The sequence below is a fragment of the Tahibacter sp. genome (assembly GCF_035481375.1).
Classification (GTDB): domain Bacteria; phylum Pseudomonadota; class Gammaproteobacteria; order Xanthomonadales; family Rhodanobacteraceae; genus Tahibacter.
Genome location: NZ_DATIGT010000017.1, coordinates 1 through 19,606 on the forward strand (window position 1 = coordinate 1; position 19,606 = coordinate 19,606).

Sequence of the window (19,606 nt, forward strand, 5' to 3'; positions counted from 1 at the left end):
GCCGTCGCCGAAGGTCCAGCTGCGCGACGTGATCGTGCCGTCGGAGTCGCTGGAGCTGTCGGTGAAGTTCGCAACCAGACCGCTGGTCGTGCTGCTGAAGTTCGCGATCGGGGCCACGTTGCCGCCACCGCCCGTCGACAGATTGCCGGTTGCGGCCAGCGCGTACTTCTGCGGACCCGTCGGCACGTTGATGCCGCGCACGCGGACCGTATAGGTGCCGGCTGCCGGGTTCGCGAAGCTGATGCGATGCACGTTGTTGCGGTTGTCGTAGTTCGTCGTCGCGATGCTCTGGGTCGGCACCGAGTTCGACGGCGTCGGGCTGGCCGGCAGCTTCTGCGTCCAGACATCGCCGTTCGGCGCGACGACTTCGAGACGAAGGCCGTTCACGAGCGCCGGGTTCGCGTTGACCGCGGCGGCCACGTCCGTCCAGGTCAGCGCGATGTTGAGCGGCGTGCCCGCCGTCACCGTCAGCGTGTGGGTGTCCACGCCATTGGTGGCCAGCCCCGTCGGCGCGTCATGGATGTACAGCTTGCTGCCGTCGCCGTTGAAGTACAGCGAGTCGTCGAGCAGGATGCGGCCCCAGCCCTGCGAGGTGCCCGGCGAGGTGCCGGCGCCCGTACCGGTCATCGGCATCGCGCCGGCGATCAGGATGGACTTGACCAGCGCGCCCGACGGATTCGCGATCGCATTCGCGGCGACCTTCTGGCCGGTCGGGTAGAAGCCGCGCTGCAGGTACTCGCGCACGAGCGCGGCAAGGCCGGCGGCGGTCGGCGTGGCCATCGAGGTGCCGCTCATCGTCGCCGTGCCGCAGGCGTTGCGGCCGGCAGAAACGATGCTCGAACCCTGCGCCGTGATGTCGGGCTTGGTGCGGCTGTCGAGCGTCGGGCCGCGCGAGGAGAAGCTCGCCATGCCGTTGGCCGACGTGCCGCGGCCGGTCGCGCCGACCGTGATCACGTTCTTCGCGTTGCCGGGGCTGCCGACGTTGTTGCCGGCCGGGCAGGTCGATGCGTCGTTGCCGGCGGCGAACAGCAGCACGAGGTCGCTGCGGTCGCGCGTGACATTGTCGGCATCGCGCGCCTGGGCGTCATAGGTGACCGTACAGCCGGAAACGCAGGTTCCCGTGGTCGGGTTCACGCAGCCGCCGCCCCAGGAGTTGCTGTGGAGGCGCGCGCCGTTGGTATAGGCCGTGTTCGCGGCGTGGTACGGGTTGCCGCCCTGAGTGTTGAGGTAGGCGAGATTCGAGCCGGTTTCCTGCATCACGAGCTTGGCGCCCGGCGCCGTGCCGTCGAGATCGGTGTTGCCCCCCGGCGTCGTGAAGTTGGCGCAGTCGACCGGGTTGGCCGGATTGTTGCCGAGGATGGAGCCGGCGACGTGCGTGCCGTGGCCGTGCGGGTCGGTCGGCGAGTTGCCGGTCAGGCCCGACCACTTGTAGTAGGCGATGACCTTGCGCGCGGCGTTGTTCGGCGAGGCGATCGGCGCGCACGAGGCGCCGGACGAGCAGTTGCTGACCGGCGGCGCCTGGGCCGCGTCGTTGAACGCGCAGTTGGCGAAGTGCAGGCCGGTGTCGAGTTCGCCGACGACCTGGCCGCAGCCGTAGAGGCCGCGATTGAAGACCGGCATGAGCGGCGACGGGCTGTTGACGTTGCTCTGATGCAGCCAGTCGGCCTGCGAGTTGAGCAGCACCATCGGCCAGCGGAAACCGATGGCGGCGACGTTGGGATCGACCGCGAGCTGGTCGACCGCGGCACGCAGGCTGGCGCGCTCGAAGCGTGCGACCACGCGCGTATCGGGGCCGGCCGTAATGGTGTTGACGAACGACAGGCCCGGCGTGCTCATGACCGCCGCTTCGACGCTCGCGCGAGCCGCCGAGTCGTGCATGCTGATCACGAGCTCGCTGACGCCCGCGGCTTCGGCGATGTTCTCGCCCTTGAGCTCGTTGGCGATGTTCAGGTCGACCTTGAAGGCCGGCAGGAAAGGACCGCTGTAGAGCGTGCCCGGAATCGGCGCGGGACGCGTGCCGTCGGCCTTGGCGCGCACGATGAACGCGTAGTGCGGCGCATAGCCCAGGATCTGATAGCCGGCTTCGACCGCGGCGCGGCGCTGCTCGGTGATCGGACCGTCGAACTTGATCAGGCGCAGCGGCGAGTCCTTGAACGACTCGGGCCTGCCGAGCGCGGCGAGATCCGGGTTGGTGAGCGTGACGGTGCCGGAGCAGACGTCCTGCTGCGCGCTGGAGAACGAGACGACACAGCGCTCGCTGCCGTCACGGCTGCCGTCGGACCCGCCGACGGTGATGCGGGTGTCGGACCCCATGACCGAGGCCGACAAGGCAATACCAATACCGATGAACAAAGATGTACGCATCGCGAGAATTCCTTGGATAGCGGAACTTGCTGCCCTGTCGGCGCCGGACCCCCGTGCGGCGAAAACAGTGGCGTGAATGTCGGCCTGCGGATGCGAGTCCGGGCCGATCGCGAAGGGCGGCATGGCGTGCGGCGGGATGGGGACCGAAAGGGCCGGTCGGCGCTCGCCGGTGGCGAACGCTCCCGCGCGGCATCGTCATGCAGCGATGCAGCGGCAAGGCGAGTTAGGCGTACTACGCGGTGATGCACCTCCACGGTCCGTGGTAGCCGAGGCGTCGGGCGCCTGTGTCCCCCCGGGCGTCCGGGCTGGCCGGACACCTGCGGCCGCGCCTCCCCGCGCGACCGGTCAAAACACACTCGTCATCCGACGGGGCTGAAGCTCATCGGGCATCCGTCGGGCACGGTGTCTGGTCGTATGGTCACGACCGACGCCTGCTGCGGACCCCGGGGCAATCGCTGGGCCGGGCTGACAACGCCGCAGCATGTTCGATGGCGCATGGTCGCGACCTTGCGCAATTTCTCAAAAATATATTCGCGTCGTCCGGCGATCGGCCCAGGACGAGAATCACGTCTCAAATCATTGATTGCGCAGGTGATGCCGCGGCGGACGCCGGGAAAGGTCCGGACCGGTTCGCGCCGCGGCGCCGGCCTTTCTGCGCAGGTCACATCGGCGACGGGCCGGCAGACGGCCGCGCCGGCGTTCGAAGCCTCGGTGCCGGCACGCGTGCGACCAGGAGCCCGCGACGGCCGGCATCGGTTCGATTCGAGGAAGCGGGCGGGAAAAATCCGGCGGTCAGGCCGTCGCGGATTCCGGGGCGCCCGACCAGCACAGCAGCGACACGCGGGCGCCGCCGCCGGTACCGTCGGCGATTTCGAGCCGGAAGCTGTGCAGCCGCACGATGGCCGCGACGATCGCGAGCCCGAGTCCGTGGCCTTCCTCGGCCGGCGTCCCGGCGCTGCGGTAGAAGCGCTGCACGACCGAGCCGCGGTCGCCGGGCCGGATGCCGGGGCCGCCGTCGATGACGTCGATGCGCGGTCCCTGCGGCTCGACCGTCGTGTGCACGCGCACACGGCCGTGCGGCGGCGTGAACTTGATCGCGTTGTCGACGAGGTTCGACAGCGCCTCGAACACCAGGTGCGGGTCGCCGCGCAGCGGCGGCACGTCGCCGGCCGTGTCGAGCGTGAACGCGATCTGCTTGTCCTCGGCCAGCGGCGCGTAGATCTCGCCGACGTGCTTGAGGGTCGCGGCGAGATCGACCTCGGCGAAGCCGGCGCGGCGATGCAGGTCTTCGAGTTCGGACACGCGCAGCAGCGCGCGGAAGCGGTCGAGCAGCGCGTCGGCATCGGCGATCGTCGCCTCGATCAGTTCCGCGCGCGGATCGCCTTCCGGCGTTTCGCGCTGCAGCCGGTGCAACTGCGCGCGCAGCCGCGTCAGCGGCGTGCGCAGGTTGTGCGCGATGTTGTCGCAGACGCCCTTGACCTCGCCCATGAGCCGCTCGATCTCGTCGAGCATGCTGTTGACGATGCCGGCGAGCAGATCGATCTCGTCGCGGCGCGACGACAGCGGCAGACGACGGCGCAGATCGCCGCGCATGATCGGCTGCACGGCGGCTTCCATTGCGCGCACGCGCCGCAGCGGCCGGCGGCTCAGCAGCAGCGCGCCGATGAAGCCCGGGATCACGATCAGCGGAAGGCCCCAGAGCACCGCGCGCTGGATGATCGCGCCGACTGCCTCGATCACGCTGGTGTCGCGCACGAACACGAGCAGTTCGCCGCTGCGCAGCCGCACCGCGACGCCGCGCGCGCGCACGGGATGCAGGCCTTCGACGCGCTCCACGCCCTGCGGCAGCGAGTGCAGCTTGCCGTCGAGCGGCATGCCCTCGGGAATGCGCGCGAGATTGCCCGAGATGCGTCGTCCCGCGTCGTCGAACAGACCGTGCGAAATGATGTCGCGCAGGTCCAGCGACTCGGTGATCGCGAGCGCCTCGGGCAGGCGCGCGCGGTCGATGTCGCGGTAGTACTGCGCGATGTGGTCGATCTTCAGATCGACGAGGTTCGACAGATAGCGGCGCGTGTCCCACTGGATCACGCCGATCAGCGCCACGCACCAGAGCGCGAACAGTCCGCCGTAGACGAGCAGCAGACGGGACGTGCCGGTGCGCCAGAGATCAGTCGGCTTCAAGCAGATACCCCGAGCCGCGCACCGTGCGGATGAGCGCCGGGCTGCCCGGCACGTCGATCTTGCGGCGCAGGCGGCCGATGTGGACTTCGATGACGTTGGTGCCGGGGTCGAAGTGATAGCCCCAGACCGCTTCGAAAATCATGGTGCGCGTCAGCACCTGGCCCGACTGGCGCACGAGGAATTCGAGCAGGCGGAATTCGGTCGGCAGCAGTTCGAGCTCGACGCCGCCGCGCCGCGCGACGCGCGTGATCAGGTCGAGTTCGAGATCGGCGACGCGCAGCGCCGTTTCACGCGCCGCCGCGCCGTGCCGGCGCAGCAGCACTTCGACGCGCGCCGCCATCTCGTCGGGGCTGAAGGGCTTGGTCAGGTAGTCGTCGCCGCCCGCGCGCAGGCCGCGCACGCGCTCGTCGACATCCGACAGCGCGCTGATCATGAGCACCGGCGTCTGCACGCCGCATTCGCGCAGCCGCGTGACGAGGCTGAGCCCGTCGAGCTCCGGCAGCATGCGGTCGAGCGTGATCACGTCGTAGCCGCCGTCGCGCGCGCGCTCGTAGCCGTCCCGGCCGTTGGCTGCCCAGTCCACGGCCAGCCCGCGGCGTGTCAGCTCGGCCACGATCTCGCCGGCGGTCACGGTGTCGTCTTCGATGGTCAGCGCGCGGGGCATTGCGAAAGGAGGCCGGCGGGGGAGGTCGCTATCGTCCACGGCTGCGCGGCACGGTGCAAATGAAGCTGGCGTTAGTCGGGAATGGGTGTCGACCGAGTGGAGCGGAGCAGCGAATCGAGCAAAAGTCGCTTCGAGCGGATGACGTTGCCCCACCGACACCTCCCGACCCAACCCCTCCTTGAAGGGGCGGGGCTTGTATCGGCTCTGCCCTGACGATTCCCGGTTCCCGATTCCCAGCCCTACCGCCTCACGTCGAACCGGTCGCCCATCGCCTGCTCGACGCGCTCGACGCCGACGGCCAGCGCGTCGCCCGGGATCGAATGCTTGAGGCAACCCGCGGCCAGGCCGAAGCGCAGGCTCGCTTCCTCGTCCATGCCGCTGAAAATTCCGTGCAGCACCCCGGCGGCGAAGGCATCGCCGGCACCGATGCGATCGACGATGCCGTCGAGGCGCCGGGCCGGCAGCTGCCAGTCGCGGTCGCGCCGATAGCACTGCGCGGAAAGATCGTGGCAGTCGACGCTGTGCTGTTCGCGATGCGTGCTGACGAGGCGCCGTATCGTCGGAAATGCCGCGAACGCCGCGTCGGCCGCGGCGCGCTCGCGCTGCGCCGCCGGCAGCGTCGAGAAATCGCGCCGCAGCACGATGCCGATGTCGCGGTGGTCGGCGAACACGGTGTCGGCGCAGGCCAGCAGCTCGGCGAGTATCGCGGCCGGATCGCCGTCCCAGGCGCGCCACAGGGTCGCGCGGAAATTGCCGTCGAAGACGACATGGATCCCGGCCGCGCGCGCCGCGCGCGCCGCGGCGATCGCGGCGTCGGCGCAGGCGCGGCCCAGGGCCGGCGTGACGCCGGACAGATGCAGGCAGTCGGCACCGGCGAGCAGCGTGGGCCAGTCGTAGTCAGCCGGATCCGCGGACGAGAACGCGGATCCTGCGCGGTCGTAGAGCACGTCGCTCGGTCGCGCGAGCGCGCCGGTTTCGAGGAAATATAGGCCCATGCGGCCGGCGCGGTAACGCACGCGCGTCGTGTCGACGCCGTGGCGGCGCAATTCGCCGACCGCGGCGCGGCCCAGCGCGTTGTCGGCGACCTGGCCTATGCAGCCGGCCGAATGGCCGAACGCGGCGAGCGCGACGGCGACGTTGGCCTCGGCGCCGCCGACCTGCACATCAAGTCGCGGGGACTGCAGCAGCAGTTCGCGGCCGGGGCTCGACAGACGCAGCAGCAGTTCGCCGAAACAGAGAAAACGGACGCTCATTGCCTATCCTCGGAGCCGCGGCCGGTCGCGCCGGCGTGAATGAAGCGTGGTGGCGGGTTTGGGCATGCTGCAGCGCACTGTCTCGCGGGAGGAGCGGGACAATCGGTGTCTGATGACGAAGATCTCTCGGCTAACATACTGAAATACTCACATTTGTCGACGCGGACGCCGATCGTGTCGGCGCGCCGGGGCGGGTAAGGCGATGACGTTAACATTGCGTTTTTACTCATCTTGTTGCTGCGCTGCGGTGTTTGTTAGGCTGTTGTCCACCGGTGTCATCGCCAAGAATTAACCGAAAATGCCACCGGTGTCATCCGCATGATCGCGCCGCCGGGGCGTGCGCGCAGGCCTGCTACAGGAGGGAGTAGACGTGGGAACCCGCATCAGCCGCACCGGCCGTCCGCTGTTGACGACGCTTTCCGGCGCCATCTTGATTTCGCTCTACGGTCTGCCGGCGCACGTGCTCGCAGCCGAACCGGTGCAACCCGACGCGGGCGCGTCGACGCAACCCGACGCCGATGCCGAGACCGCGCAGCCCGCGGCGGGCGGCGAGGAAAAGCTCGAGGAAATCGTCGTCACCTACCGCCAGAGCCTGGTACAGGCACTGGAGGCCAAGCGCGATTTCACGACGCAGACCGACGTGATCATGGCCGAGGACATCGGCAAGTTCCCGGATCTGAATCTCGCCGAATCGCTGCAGCGCATTCCGGGCATCTCGATCGCGCGCGATGCTGGCGAGGGCCGCCAGATCTCCGTGCGTGGCCTCGGTCCGGACTTCACGCGCGTGCGCATCAACGGGATGGAGGGGCTGTCGACGACCGGCGGCACCGATTCGTCCGGCGGCAACAACCGCGGCCGCGCATTCGACTTCAACGTGTTCGCTTCGGAATTGTTCAATCGTATTGAAGTACACAAGACGTCGTCGGCGGAAATCCAGGAAGGCTCGCTCGGTGCGACCGTCGACCTGCACACGCCGCGGCCGTTCGACTTCGACCGCTTCACGTTCGTGAGCTCGGGCAATCTCGGCTACAACGACCTGTCGGAAGAAACCAATCCGCGCGCCTCCGCGCTCGTCAGCAACACGTTCTTCGACGGCCGGTTCGGCGCGCTGTTCTCGATCGCCTACAGCGACCGCGCGCTGACCCAGGAAGGGTCGAGCACCGTGCGCTGGGACAACGGCACGAGCAGCGGCGGCTTCAATCCGAATTCGCCGTTCACCCAGGCCGGCGCGGCGACGACCTTCCATCCGCGCATTCCGCGCTATGGCGTGCTGGAACACGACCAGGAACGCCTCGGCATCACGAGCGCGTTCCAGTGGCAGGCTACCGACCGCACGGTGGCCTCGCTCGATCTGCTCTACGCCGACTTCGACGCCAAGCGCACCGAGAACTTCCTCGAGGCCGTGTCGTTCAGCCGCAGCGGCGCGAGCGGCAAGCCGCAGACCATCGTCCGCGACGGCGCGGTCAGCAACGGCAATCTCGTCTACGGCGTGTTCGACGACGTCGACGTGCGCTCGGAATCGCGCTACGACGAACTCGCGACGACCTTCGAGCAGGCCAATCTCAACCTCGACCACGAATTCAGCGACAGCTTCCGCATGAATGCGCTGGTCGGCCACTCGCGCTCGGACTTCGACAACCCGATCCAGACCACGATCACGCTCGACCGCGCGAATACCGACGGCTATTCCTGGGACTATCGCGGCAACGACCGTCTGCCGCTGATCGACTACGGCTTCGACGTCGCCGATCCGAACAACTGGACCTTCGCCAACGGCCTGTCGGAAATCCGCCTGCGTCCGAACGCGACGTCGAACCTCTACACGAACCAGCAGCTCAATTTCGCCTGGGATGCGGCGTCGGCCTTCACGCTCAAGGGCGGCGTCGATTTCAAGGCCTACAAGTTCTCGACCTTCGAAGCGCGCCGCGCGTCGGAAGTCAGCGTGCCGAACCTGCCGGCCGGAACGTCGCTGTCGGATCTCACGCGGCTGCTCGTGTTCGGCAACAACCTCGACATGCCCGGCGGCAGCGACACGCGCTTCCTGATTCCGGACATCGATGCGTTCGCGAACCTGTTCGACATCTACAGCGGGCAGGGCACGTTCACGGTGTCGCCGTCGGCGTCGGGCGCGATCGGCAACAACCGCAGCGTCAAGGAGCGCGACCGCGGCGGCTGGTTCCAGGGCGATTTCGAGACCTCGACCTTCGGCATTCCGCTGCGCGGCAACTTCGGCGTGCGCTACGTGCGCACCGAGCAGGAATCGACCGGCTTCGCGATCATCAACGGCCGCCCGACGCAGACCACGGTCGAGCGCGAATACAGCGACACCTTGCCGTCGGCGAACTTCGTCTGGGATCTCAGCGATGACCTGCTGCTGCGCCTCGGCGCGGCGAAGGTGATGGCGCGGCCGGGCCTGGGCAATCTCACGCCGGGCGTCAGTGTCAGCGTCAGCGGCGGCAACCGCGTCGTGACCGGCGGCGATCCGTTCCTCGATCCGTTCCGCGCGAAGACCTTCGATCTCGGCCTCGAATGGTATTTCGCGCCCGAGTCGGTGCTCGGCGCGGCGATCTTCTACAAGGACATCGAGTCGTTCGTGCAGACCTCGCGCGAAACGCGGCCGTTCAACACCTCGGGTCTGCCGGCGAGCCTGCTCGAAGGCACCGGCGCGTCGCCGACCGACGATTTCCAGTTCAACATTCCGACCAACACGCCCGGCGGCAACCTGCGCGGCATCGAACTGTCCTATCAGCAGCCGTTTACGTTCCTGCCGGGGTTCTGGAGCAATTTCGGCGCGATCCTCAACTACACCTACGTCGATTCGAAGATCCAGTACGTGACGTCGAGCGGCGCGAATTCGCTGAAGACCGATCTGCTGGGCCTGTCGAAGAACGCCTACAACGCGACGCTGTACTACGAAAAGGACAGCTTCAGCGCACGCGTCTCGACGGCGTACCGCAACGGCTATCTGACGACGGTGCCGGGCCGCAACAACAACGACATGGAAGGCACGAAGGGCACGACGAACGTCGATTTCATGGCCACGTGGAAGATGAACGACCACGTCGAGTTCACGGTCGAGGCGGTCAATCTCACCGACGAATACAACGATCAATGGGTCGACTCGGTCGGCGACCGCACATCGGTCTACGATCACACGGGCCGCGAGTTCTTCGTCGGCGTGCGTTTCCGCAACTGATCTCGCGGTTCACCGCGGTCGCCGGGCGGGGCGTGCAGCGCAACGTCCCGCCGGCGCCTGCGGTGCCGGGACGCGGAACGACGATCGATGCGCACGCAGCGCCGCCGCGCGTTCTCCCCATGACTGCTCACGCGTGACGACAACCACCATGTCCCTGTCGCGTCGTCGTCTCCTGCAGTTCTGCGTCCTGGCACCGCTGGTGCCGGCGGGCTGCATGCCCCGTCCGTCCGGCCGTTTCGACGCGCGCGTGAGTCGCCGGAGGGACGCGCCGGCTCACGTATCAATAGCCACGGTTCCACACTTCAACTCCGTCTCCGATGCGATCGCCGCGGCGCCGTCCGCGGGCGGCACGCCGTTCCGCATCTTCGTCGACGCGGGCCTCTGGGACGAGAAGATCGTCGTCGACAGGCCCGACGTGCATCTGGTCGGTGCGGGCCGCGAGCGTTGCCGGATCGGCTCGGACCGCGCCGCCGGCCATCGCCGTCCCGACGGCGAGCCCTGGGGAACCTGGGGCTGCGCGAGCGTGATCGTGCGCGCGCCGGGTTTTCGCGCGCGCGCGCTGACGTTCGAGAACCGCTTCGACTATCTCGGCCATCTGGCCAGGCCGGTGCTCGAAACCGTCGGCGCCAACGGCGCGCAGGCGGTAGCGCTGATGTTCGATCAGGGTTCGGACCGCGCGCTGATCGAAGACTGCACCATCGACGGCCATCAGGACACGTTGTTCGCCGAGGCCGGCCGCAGCTGGCTGCGCCGTTGCCGCGTTCGCGGCAGCGTCGATTTCCTGTTCGGCGCGGGCGACTGCGTGCTCGACGACTGCGAGATCGTCTCGCGCTTTCGTCCGGGCAAGGAGCGCCAGGGCTATCTCACGGCGCCGTCGACGCCGGCGTCGCAGGAACGCGGACTGCTGCTGCGCCGCTGCACGCTGTCGCGCGAACCGCCGGTGCCCGACGCGAGCGTCGCGCTGGGCCGTCCGTGGCGCCCGACACGGACCTTCGCCGACGGCCGCTACGGCGACCCGGCCGTGCGCGGCAGCGCGCTGTTCGTCGACTGCGCGATGGACGCACACATCGACGCGAACGGCTGGGATGCGATGAGCTACATCGCGCGCGACGGCAGCCGCGTGATGTTCGACCCGGGCGACGCACGCTTCGGCGAGGCGGGCAGCCACGGGCCGGGGGCGATGCGCGGCGAACGCAGGCCGATCCTCGATGAAGCGACGGCAACGGCATTGCGGCGATATCGGCCGTTCTGAATCAGTCCGAGACTTCTATGCCGAATCGGTGTGCCGAAAACCGGACACTGCGCGGTGCGTGCCGTGCACGCTCGGCACAGCGCTCTCCGGTCCGTCGGGCGTTCGCAGGCGCATAACCCTGCGTCGAAAGCTGAAGCGGCGCAGCCACGCCGGGCACTCGTCCCAGGCGCAGACGTCTTTCGCTTTCTCTATTTCCTGCCATCTCTATTCCCTGCTTACCTGGGCCGCCGCTTCTCCGGCAACCCCGCCTTCGGCATCAGCGTCTCCAAATCCCATTCGCTCTCGACGAACGCGCGAAACGTCGCCGCGTCTGCGGGATAGCCGCCGACCTCGCTCTCGCTGTCGATGATCTTTCCGCGGCCCTCGGCGGTGTCGGCAACGATGCGCGCGTCGATGCCGTCGCGGTCCCACGGCCGGGCGCCGACATCTTCGAGCACGGCGTCCTGCACGTCGGCCGCGGCCAGCGGCTTCACGCCGTAGGGCAGGGCCGGCGGCTTCTTCAGCAATGTCCATTTCGCCGCCGTCGTCGTGTAGCGGCCGAGTTCCGGCAGCGCGCGGCCGAGGCGATCGACCGAGAGATTGTCGTGCAGATACAGATCGACGTTGCCGGAGCCGCCGAGCATGAACAGCGCGACGTCCCCGGGCGTGGACGGCCCGGCGCGCAGCACGTTGCCGATCAGGCCGAGCGCGCCGGTCTCGCGTGTGCGGTCGCCCCATTCCTCGCGGATCAGGTTGTAGTGCACGGCGCGCGGACCCGGGTCGTAGATCAGGTTGTTGACCATGAGCCCGCGCGCGCCGCCCTTGAACAGCACGCTGCGTTCGTAGTTGTGCGCGTAGAGGTTGCCGACGATGAGGATGTCGCTGACGTTGTCATGGATAAGCGAGCCCTTGGAATGCTCGCCCTTGGCATGTGTGGAATGCGCGAGCCCCTCGGCGATCAGGTTGTTGCTGAAGGTGATGCGATGCGACACCGCATCGCGCCAGGCATCGGGCGTGTCGCCGATGAAGCGCGCGCCGGATGCGGAGAGGTTCTCGTCGGTCGCCCAGGTCAGGCTGCAGTGGTCGACGATGACGTCGCGCGCGCCGGTCAGCGTGGACAGCGCATCGACGTCCCATTGTCCACCTTTGTGCACGCCGGCCTCGCCCGGGCGTATGCGGATGTGGCGCACGACCACGTCGTGCGTCGCGATGTCGACGCCGCCGCGGATCAGCGTGATGCCCGGCGAGGGCGCGGTCTGGCCGGCGACCGTCAGGAACGGTTCGCGGATCGCGATCTCGCTGCGGCCCAGGTCGATGACCCCGCCGACTTCGAACACGACGATGCGCGGTCCCGGCGTATTCAGCGCTTCGGTCAGCGACCCCGGGCCGGTCGGCTTCAGCGTCGTGACGCGGATGATCTTGCCGCCGCGTCCGCCGGGGGTCATCGCGGCCCAGCCCTGCGCGCCGGGAAATGCCGGAACGTCGGCGGCAGGGGCGGGTGGCAGGATCGACAGCGCGAGCAGGGCGGCGGCGATGCGCGCGAACACGGGACGGGCGGGGCGTGGCGCCATGACGTTCTTGACTCCTCGGCGGTGCGGCGATGGACGGTACCGGCGGCAAGTGTGCCGGCACAGCGGTTTTCGCGCCGCAGGGGCGCCGCCGGATTGTAAATGACACCGGTTTCCTTTATACAGCCCTTGCGCCGCCCGGCGCCGCAGTCCGCAACAGCGCGGTGCGACGGAACAGGATCCGTGGACGAGGAGAGGCATGAGCGAATCGCTGGCTTTACGTGCGGATTCCCGCATCGACGCGGTCGCCGACGCGCTCGTGGCCGCGCGCCGGTCGGGCAGGGCGCTCGCGCGCTTTCCCGAGGCGCTGCCGGTCGACCTCGAATATGCCTACCGGTGTCAGGATGCGGTGATCGCACGCTGGCCCGACCGCGTCGCCGGCTGGAAGGTCGGCTACATCGCGCCGGAGCGGCGTGACGCCGGCGGCGATCCGCGCCTGGTCGGTCCGATCTTTGCGTCGCATATCGCGCGTCCCGCGGACGGCAGCGGCGAGTTCCCCGTGATCGCCGGCGGCTTTGCCGCGGTCGAAGCCGAATTCGTGTTCCGCCTCGCGCGCGACATCGCGCCGCGCGCCGCCGCCTGGAGCGTCGAGGACGCCGCGGCCGAAGTCGCAGCGCTGCACGTCGGCGTGGAACTCGCGGGCAGCCCGATGGCCGACATCAACGTGCAGGGGCCGTGTGCGGTCGTGGCCGACTGCGGCAACAATGCCGGGCTGCTGTTGGGGCCGGAAATCGCGAACTGGCAGGATTGCGCGATGGAGGAACTGATCTGCAGCACCTGGATTGCCGGCGAACTGGTCGGCCGCGGCGGCGCCGCGACGCTGGCCGGCGGTCCGCTCGCCGCACTTGCGTTCGCGCTGACGCGCAACGCGCGCCGCGGCCGCGGGTTCGCCGCGGGCGATCTCATCACGACCGGTGCGGCGACCGGCATCCACGACATCGTCGCGGGCCAGCACGCGACCGTCGATTTCGGCATTCACGGCCGGCTGCATTGCCGCGCCGTCGCGAGGACACCGGCATGACGACACGGCGACAGTTTCTCGGAGCGACGGCGCTGACGCTCGGTGCGGCCGCGACCCGGGTGCGCGCCGCGACGGCGCGCCTCGATCTCGCGGCGACCGACGTGCACGTGCGCGGCTATCCGACGGTCGAGGCACTGCGCTGGATCGGTGAACAACTGGAAAAAGAAACCGACGGACGCCTCGGCGTGCGGCTCTACCACTCGGGCCAGCTCGGCCGCGAATCGGACCTGATCGACCTCGCGCGCTTCGGCGCGATCGACATCGCGCGCGTGAACATGGCTGCGCTCAACAATCCGTTTCCGGCGACGCGCGTGCTCTGCCTGCCTTACGTGTTCGACGACACCGCGCACATGCGCCGTGCGCTCGACGGCGCGGTCGGCCAGGACATCCTCGGCCGCTTCGCCGACCGCGATCTCGTCGGCCTCGCGTTCTACGATTCGGGCGCACGCTGCGTCTACAACACCAAGCGGCCGATCGTGACGCCGGACGACCTGCACGGCCTCAAGATCCGCGTGCCGCCGTCGGACATCTTCATGCACCTGATCCGCACGCTCGGCGCGAATCCGACGCCGCTGCCCTACGGCGAGGTCTATTCCGCGCTGCAGACGCACCTGATCGACGGCGCCGAGAACAACTGGCAGAGCTTCCACACGACGCGCCAGTTCGAAGCCGCGCGCTACTGGTCCTACAGCGGCCATTCGTATTCGCCCGAAGCGCTGCTGCTGTCGCGTCGCCGCTTCGACGCGCTTCGACCCGACGACCGCGAGCGGCTGCTCGACATCGCCAAGCGCTCGGTCGCCTACATGCGCTCGCTCTGGGACGAATCGGAACGCACCGCGCGCGAATACGTGCTCGCGCGCGGCGTGCAGGCGAATGCGGTCGACCGCGCCGCGTTCGAGCGCGCTGCGGCCCCGGTCGTCGCGCACTATCGCAAGGATGCCGAGGTCGACCGCTATTGGCGCGCGATCCGCGACCTGTCCGGCGCGGCGTAGATCAAACCCCCAGGGGAGGATATACGCGATCGGAATCAAACCCTCGCCTTCAGGGGGAGGGCATGGGTGGGGATGGGGTTTCGCCTCTACGCCTTCCCGCAGCGTATAAAAATATATGAATGGTCGCGGCCGCAGGCTGCGACGAACGGGAGGAAGGATGCAAAGCGAAACCGAAGCGGGACTGTTGCCGCGTATCGCACGCCTCGCGCTGCTGATCGCCGGCACGGCGCTCGTCGTGTTGGCCGCGGTGCAGGCGTGGCAGGTCGTCGCACGCTATCTGCTCAACGATTCGCCGGGCTGGACCGAGCCGCTGTCGCTGCTGCTGCTGAACACGGCGATGAGTCTCGGCGCCGCCGCGGCCGTCCATCAGCGCGCGCACTTCGGATTTCCGCTGCTCGTGCACATGGCGCCGCCGCCGCTGCGGCGTGCGCTCGAAACGTTTTCCTCGCTGCTCGTCGCCGGACTCGGCGCGACGCTCGCGATCGGCGGCGTCACGCTGCTCGCCGACGGCTGGAGCGTGCGCATGGCCGGCACGGTGCTGCCGCAGGGACTAATGTTCCTGCCGCTGTCGCTCGGCGGCGCGCTGATGAGCGCGTTCGCGCTCGCGCAGCTCGCGCCGCGTCCGGCAGCCGCGCCGGCGGAGGTGCGCTGATGGCCGCGGCCCTGCTGTTCGGCATGTTCCTCCTGCTGTTGCTGACCGGCGTGCCGGTCGCGTTCGCGCTGCTCGGCGCGTCGCTGGCGACCCTGCTCTTCATCGGCATGCCCGCGCTCGTGCTCGTGCAGCAGACCGTGTCCGGCGCGAGCGCGGCATCGCTGATCGCGATTCCGCTGTTCATCTTCGCCGGCGAAATCATGCTGCGCGGCGGCATCTCCGAGCGTCTGATCGCGCTCGCGAGTTCGCTGGTCGGCCATCTGCGCGGCGGCCTCGGACAGGTCAGCGTGCTGTCGTCGCTGTTCTTCGGCGGCGTGTCGGGCTCGGCGATCGCCGATGTGTCGGCGATCGGCGGCGCGATGATTCCGCAGATGGTCCAGCGCGGCTTCGATCGCGATTTCGCGGTCAACGTGACGATGACCGCGGCGCTCGTCGCGCTGCTCGTACCGCCGTCGCACAACCTGATCCTGTATTCCGCCGCGGCCGGCGGCGGCATCTCGATCGCCGACCTGTTCGCCGCCGGCGTGATACCGGCACTGCTGCTGACCGCGACGGTAATGCTGACCGCGTGGATCATCGCGCGCCGCCGCGGCTATGCGGTCGAGGCGTTTCCGGGCTTCGGCATGGTGCTGCGCCGGCTGATCGCGGCGTTGCCGGGGCTGCTGCTCGTCGCGCTGATCTTCGTCGGTATCCGCGCCGGCATCTTCACCGCGGTGGAAAGCGCGGCGATCGCGGTCTGCTATGCGCTGCTCGTGACGAGCGTCCTGTATCGCCAGGTCTCGCGCGCCGATTTCGTCGCGACCATGGTCCACGCGGCGCGCACGACCGGCATGATCCTGTTCGTGATCGCCTCGGCCGCATGCTTCGGCTGGCTGCTCGCATATCTGCAGGTGCCCGCCGCCGCCGTGGCGCTCCTGACCGGCCTCGATGCGAGTCCGCAGCTCCTGCTGCTGCTCATGATCCTGATCCTGCTCGTGCTCGGCACCTTCATGGATCTCGCGCCGCTGATCATCATCTGCACGCCGATCTTCCTGCCGGTCGCCAAGGCCATCGGCGTCGACCCGGTGCATTTCGGCGTGATCCTGATCCTGAAGGGCGGCATCGGCCTGATCACGCCGCCGCTGGGATCGGTGCTGTTCGTCGGCACGGCCATCGGCAAGATCAGCATCGGCGAAGCGCTGCGCTCGATCTGGCCGTTCTATCTGGCCTCGCTCGCCGTGCTCATGATCGTCGCGTTCGTGCCGGAACTCTCGCTGTGGCTGCCGCGCGTGCTGAAGTAGCGTGCGGATGCACGGCGCGGGCTAGAATCGGTTCCGCCGCTGCCCTGGACACTTCTGCATGACCCGACGCTCCCGCGACACGAGCACCGCACCGGATTCGCCGCCGGTGCGCGGCGGAACGATCAACGACATTGCGCGTCTCGCCGGCGTCTCGAAGAAGACGGTCTCCCGCGTCATCAACCGTTCGCCGCTCGTGCAGCAGGAAACACGCGAGAAGATCGAGGCGCTGATCCGCGAAGTCGGCTACGTGCCCGATCCGATGGCGCGCGGGCTCGCGTTCCGCAAGTCGTTCCTGATCGGCATGGTCTATGACAACCCGAACGCGCAGTACATCGTCAACATGCAGGAGGGCGCGCTCGCGAGCCTGCGCGGCTCGGGCTTCGAGCTCGTCGTGCATCCCTGCGACAGCAAGAGCGAGGACTACATCGAAGGCGTCCGGCATTTCGTGCTGCAGCACCGCCTGCACGGCGTGATCCTCGTGCCGCGCGTATCGGAAGACGGCGCGCTCGTGGAAATGCTGCAGCAGGCCGGCTGCCGCTACGCGCGCATCGCCGCGGTGTCGCTCGACGAGCCCGCGCGCATGATCGCGACCAACGACCGCCTCGGCGCGGTCGAGGTCGCGAACTACCTGGAGTCGCTGGGGCACCGCAACATCGGCCTGATCACGGGTCCACAACGCTATTTGTCTACTCGCGAGCGCGGCGCCGGCTTCCTGCAGGCGCTGTCGCGCCGCGGCATCGAGCTGCCGCCGGACAACATCGTCGAAGGCGGCTACACCTTCGAATCCGGCGTGGCCTGCGCCGAGCGGCTGCTCGCGCTCGACCCGCGCCCGACCGCGATCTTCACGCTCAACGACGAGATGGCCGCGGGCGTCTACAAGGCCGCGTTCAAGATCGGGCTCGCCGTGCCCGACGATCTGTCCGTCGTCGGCTTCGACGACTCGCCGCTGGCCTCGCGCCTGTGGCCGTCGCTGAGTTCCGTGCGCCTGCCGATCCGCGACATGGGCTCGTTCGCCGCGGCCATGCTGATCGCGAACGAAGACGCCGCGCGCGCCGCGCCGCTGATCGCGCCGCATCTGGTCGTCCGCGAGTCGTGCCATCCCCCCAAAAATGGCGGGCGTGGGGCGCACTAAGCGCAGCGCATTGCGCCGGCCGCCCCGGCGCATCGCGCCCGCAATGCAACGCGTAGCGTCCGGAACGACGCGAAGAGGCCGACATCTCGCGAACCCAAGGCTTGCAGGGCACGGGGTTTCGCGGCCTTGCAGGGATTGGGTTTCGGTTGGGACCCGGCGCAAGGCCCTTCGGCGCGGAGTCGGTTGGCGCAATGCGCCGCGCGCCCGACGTCCGGCTGGGACTGTCCACGGTGATGACACCGGTTACCTCGCTCGCTATGATCACCTGGTCCGCCACCCTGCCGCGAGAGCGTCCATGTATCGCAAGACCTACCACGCCTGCCATCCCGACTCGATGCAGGGCGTCAGCAACGAAGCGCTGCGCGAGCGCTTCCTGATCGGCGATCTGTTCGTCGACGACACCGTCGTTCTCAATTACACGCACTACGAACGCTTCGTGATCGGCGGCGCGGCACCGACGGCCGGACCGGTTTCGCTGCCGCAGCAGAACGCGCCGGCCTCGGCCGCGGGCAAGCCCTTCCTCGAACGGCGCGAACTCGGCGCGGTCAACGTCGGCGCCGGCGCGGGCCGCATTCGCGTCGACGGGCAGGTCTTCGAGCTTCAGCCGCGCGACGCGCTGTATCTGCCGATGGGCTGCGCCGACGTGCAGTTCGAATCGGTGTCCGCCGACGCGCCCGCGCGCTTCTATCTCGCGTCCACGCCGGCGCACGCGCGCTACGACATCGTCCACATTTCCATCGACAAGGCCGTGCCGCTGCAGCGCGGCGCGCTGGCCACGTCGAACGAGCGCACGATCTACCAGTACATCGTGCCGACCACCTGCAAGTCGTGCCAGCTGCTGCTGGGCCTGACGCTGCTCAACACGGGCTCGGTCTGGAACACGATGCCGCCGCACCTGCACGACCGCCGCAGCGAGGTCTATTTCTATTTCGATCTCGGCGCGAACGACCGCGTGTTCCACTTCATGGGCGAGCCCGATGCCGCGCGACATCTCGTCGTCGCGAACCACGAGGCCGTGGTCTCGCCGCCGTGGTCGATCCACATGGGCTCGGGCACGGCGAACTACGGCTTCATCTGGGCGATGGGCGGCGAGAACCTCGACTACACCGACATGGCCGTGCTTGATATTTGTCAGCTGAAATAGCTCGGCGGCCTCTGCGGCGTCGCTCGGGTTCGTGCTGCATTCCTCCACAACCCCGCCAGCCGTCCGCGTTGCGAACGACTGGCCGCCCCCTTGATTTCATGGGGGCTCCACGGCCGCACGTGTTCAGGGGTTTTCCTGCTGACGGAACAACTCGACGTGAGACACCTATGACCCATCCGTTCGACCTCGCCGGCCGCGTCGCGCTCGTGACCGGCGCGAACACCGGCCTCGGCCAGGCCATCGCGATCGCACTCGCGCAGGCCGGCGCCGACATCGCCGCGATCGGCCGCTCCGCACCCGACGAGACCGCCGCGGCCGTCGCCGCGGCGGGGCGCCGGCTCAGTTGGGTCGAAACCGGACTCGACGACGTCGCCGCGCTGGGCGGCGCCGTCGCGACGGCCGTCGAGCGGCTCGGCCGCGCCGACATACTCGTGAACAATGCGGGCACGATCCGCCGCAACGCCGCGCTCGATTTCAGCGAGGACGACTGGGACGCCGTGCTCGGCGTGAACCTGAAGTCCGCGTTCTTCCTGGCCCAGGCGTTCGCGCGCCACTGCGTCGCGGCCGGGCAGGGCGGCAAGATCATCAACATCGCCTCGATGCTGTCGTTCCAGGGCGGCATCCGCGTCGCATCGTATACCGCGAGCAAAAGTGGACTCCTCGGCCTGACGCGCCTGCTCGCCAACGAATGGGCGGCGCAGGGCATCAACGTGAACGCGATCGCGCCGGGCTATTTCGCGACGGCGAACACGAGCGCGCTGCGCGCCGACCAGCAGCGCAACCGCGACATCCTCGCGCGGATTCCGGCCGGACGCTGGGGCGATCCGGCCGATCTCGGCGGTGCCGCCGTGTTCCTCGCCTCGCGCGCGGCCGACTACGTGCACGGGGCCGTGCTGCCGGTCGACGGCGGCTGGCTCGCCCGCTAGCC

At 68.7% G+C, this 19,606-nt stretch carries 14 protein-coding genes; 9 read left to right on the top strand and 5 right to left on the bottom strand.

The window, feature by feature from the left end; all coding sequences use genetic code 11:
• The 4 genes from VLF18_RS00840 to VLF18_RS00855 form a co-directional block, all read right to left on the bottom strand.
• A partial coding sequence (locus tag VLF18_RS00840) for a S8 family serine peptidase (RefSeq protein ID WP_325277717.1) occupies nucleotides 1–2,364 on the bottom strand: 2,364 nt, incomplete at its 3' end.
• A gap of 792 nt (nucleotides 2,365–3,156) precedes the next feature.
• Complete coding sequence (locus VLF18_RS00845) at nucleotides 3,157–4,545, bottom strand: HAMP domain-containing sensor histidine kinase (RefSeq protein ID WP_325277718.1); 1,389 nt, start codon at nucleotides 4,543–4,545, stop codon at nucleotides 3,157–3,159.
• Entirely contained in the window at nucleotides 4,532–5,209 is a 678-nt protein-coding gene (locus VLF18_RS00850; protein WP_325277719.1) for a response regulator transcription factor, read from the bottom strand. Before VLF18_RS00850 ends, VLF18_RS00845 begins: the two co-directional genes overlap by 14 nt.
• 239 nt (nucleotides 5,210–5,448) lie before the next feature.
• Nucleotides 5,449–6,462, bottom strand: coding sequence for a sugar kinase (locus tag VLF18_RS00855; RefSeq protein ID WP_325277720.1), 1,014 nt, complete (start codon nucleotides 6,460–6,462; stop codon nucleotides 5,449–5,451).
• Between the two features lie 370 nt (nucleotides 6,463–6,832).
• On the opposite strand from VLF18_RS00855, the gene VLF18_RS00860 reads away from it, so the two are divergent.
• Nucleotides 6,833–9,658 (top strand): TonB-dependent receptor, encoded by a 2,826-nt coding sequence (locus VLF18_RS00860; RefSeq protein ID WP_325277721.1) that lies wholly within the window; start codon nucleotides 6,833–6,835, stop codon nucleotides 9,656–9,658.
• 214 nt (nucleotides 9,659–9,872) lie between these two features.
• Nucleotides 9,873–10,910: a pectinesterase family protein gene (locus VLF18_RS00865; protein WP_325277722.1), complete on the top strand. Its 1,038-nt coding sequence runs from the start codon at nucleotides 9,873–9,875 to the stop codon at nucleotides 10,908–10,910.
• A 215-nt stretch (nucleotides 10,911–11,125) separates the two neighbouring features.
• Here VLF18_RS00865 and VLF18_RS00870 read toward each other — a convergent pair whose 3' ends face one another.
• On the bottom strand, nucleotides 11,126–12,460 hold the full coding sequence (locus VLF18_RS00870) for a hypothetical protein (RefSeq protein ID WP_325277723.1): 1,335 nt from the start codon (nucleotides 12,458–12,460) through the stop codon (nucleotides 11,126–11,128).
• Between the two features lie 196 nt (nucleotides 12,461–12,656).
• Here VLF18_RS00870 and VLF18_RS00875 point away from each other — a divergent pair, with 196 nt between their 5' ends.
• The 7 genes from VLF18_RS00875 (at nucleotide 12,657) to kduD (ending at nucleotide 19,604) form a co-directional block, all read left to right on the top strand.
• Complete coding sequence (locus tag VLF18_RS00875) at nucleotides 12,657–13,478, top strand: 2-keto-4-pentenoate hydratase (RefSeq protein ID WP_325277724.1); 822 nt, start codon at nucleotides 12,657–12,659, stop codon at nucleotides 13,476–13,478.
• Nucleotides 13,475–14,470, top strand: a complete 996-nt coding sequence (locus VLF18_RS00880) for a TRAP transporter substrate-binding protein (RefSeq protein ID WP_325277725.1) — start codon at nucleotides 13,475–13,477, stop codon at nucleotides 14,468–14,470. Before VLF18_RS00875 ends, VLF18_RS00880 begins: the two co-directional genes overlap by 4 nt.
• Before the next feature lie 157 nt (nucleotides 14,471–14,627).
• A complete protein-coding gene (locus tag VLF18_RS00885; RefSeq protein WP_325277726.1) occupies nucleotides 14,628–15,122 on the top strand; it encodes a TRAP transporter small permease in 495 nt (164 codons plus the stop codon).
• A complete protein-coding gene (locus VLF18_RS00890) occupies nucleotides 15,122–16,402 on the top strand; it encodes a TRAP transporter large permease (protein WP_325277727.1) in 1,281 nt (426 codons plus the stop codon). Before VLF18_RS00885 ends, VLF18_RS00890 begins: the two co-directional genes overlap by 1 nt.
• Nucleotides 16,403–16,460: 58 nt before the next feature.
• Nucleotides 16,461–17,534 (top strand): LacI family DNA-binding transcriptional regulator, encoded by a 1,074-nt coding sequence (locus VLF18_RS00895; RefSeq protein ID WP_325277728.1) that lies wholly within the window; start codon nucleotides 16,461–16,463, stop codon nucleotides 17,532–17,534.
• 295 nt (nucleotides 17,535–17,829) lie between these two features.
• On the top strand, nucleotides 17,830–18,678 hold the full coding sequence (gene kduI, locus VLF18_RS00900; protein ID WP_325277729.1) for a 5-dehydro-4-deoxy-D-glucuronate isomerase: 849 nt from the start codon (nucleotides 17,830–17,832) through the stop codon (nucleotides 18,676–18,678).
• A 167-nt stretch (nucleotides 18,679–18,845) separates the two neighbouring features.
• Nucleotides 18,846–19,604 (top strand): 2-dehydro-3-deoxy-D-gluconate 5-dehydrogenase KduD, encoded by a 759-nt coding sequence (kduD, locus tag VLF18_RS00905; RefSeq protein WP_325277730.1) that lies wholly within the window; start codon nucleotides 18,846–18,848, stop codon nucleotides 19,602–19,604.
• Nucleotides 19,605–19,606: the final 2 nt, after the last annotated feature.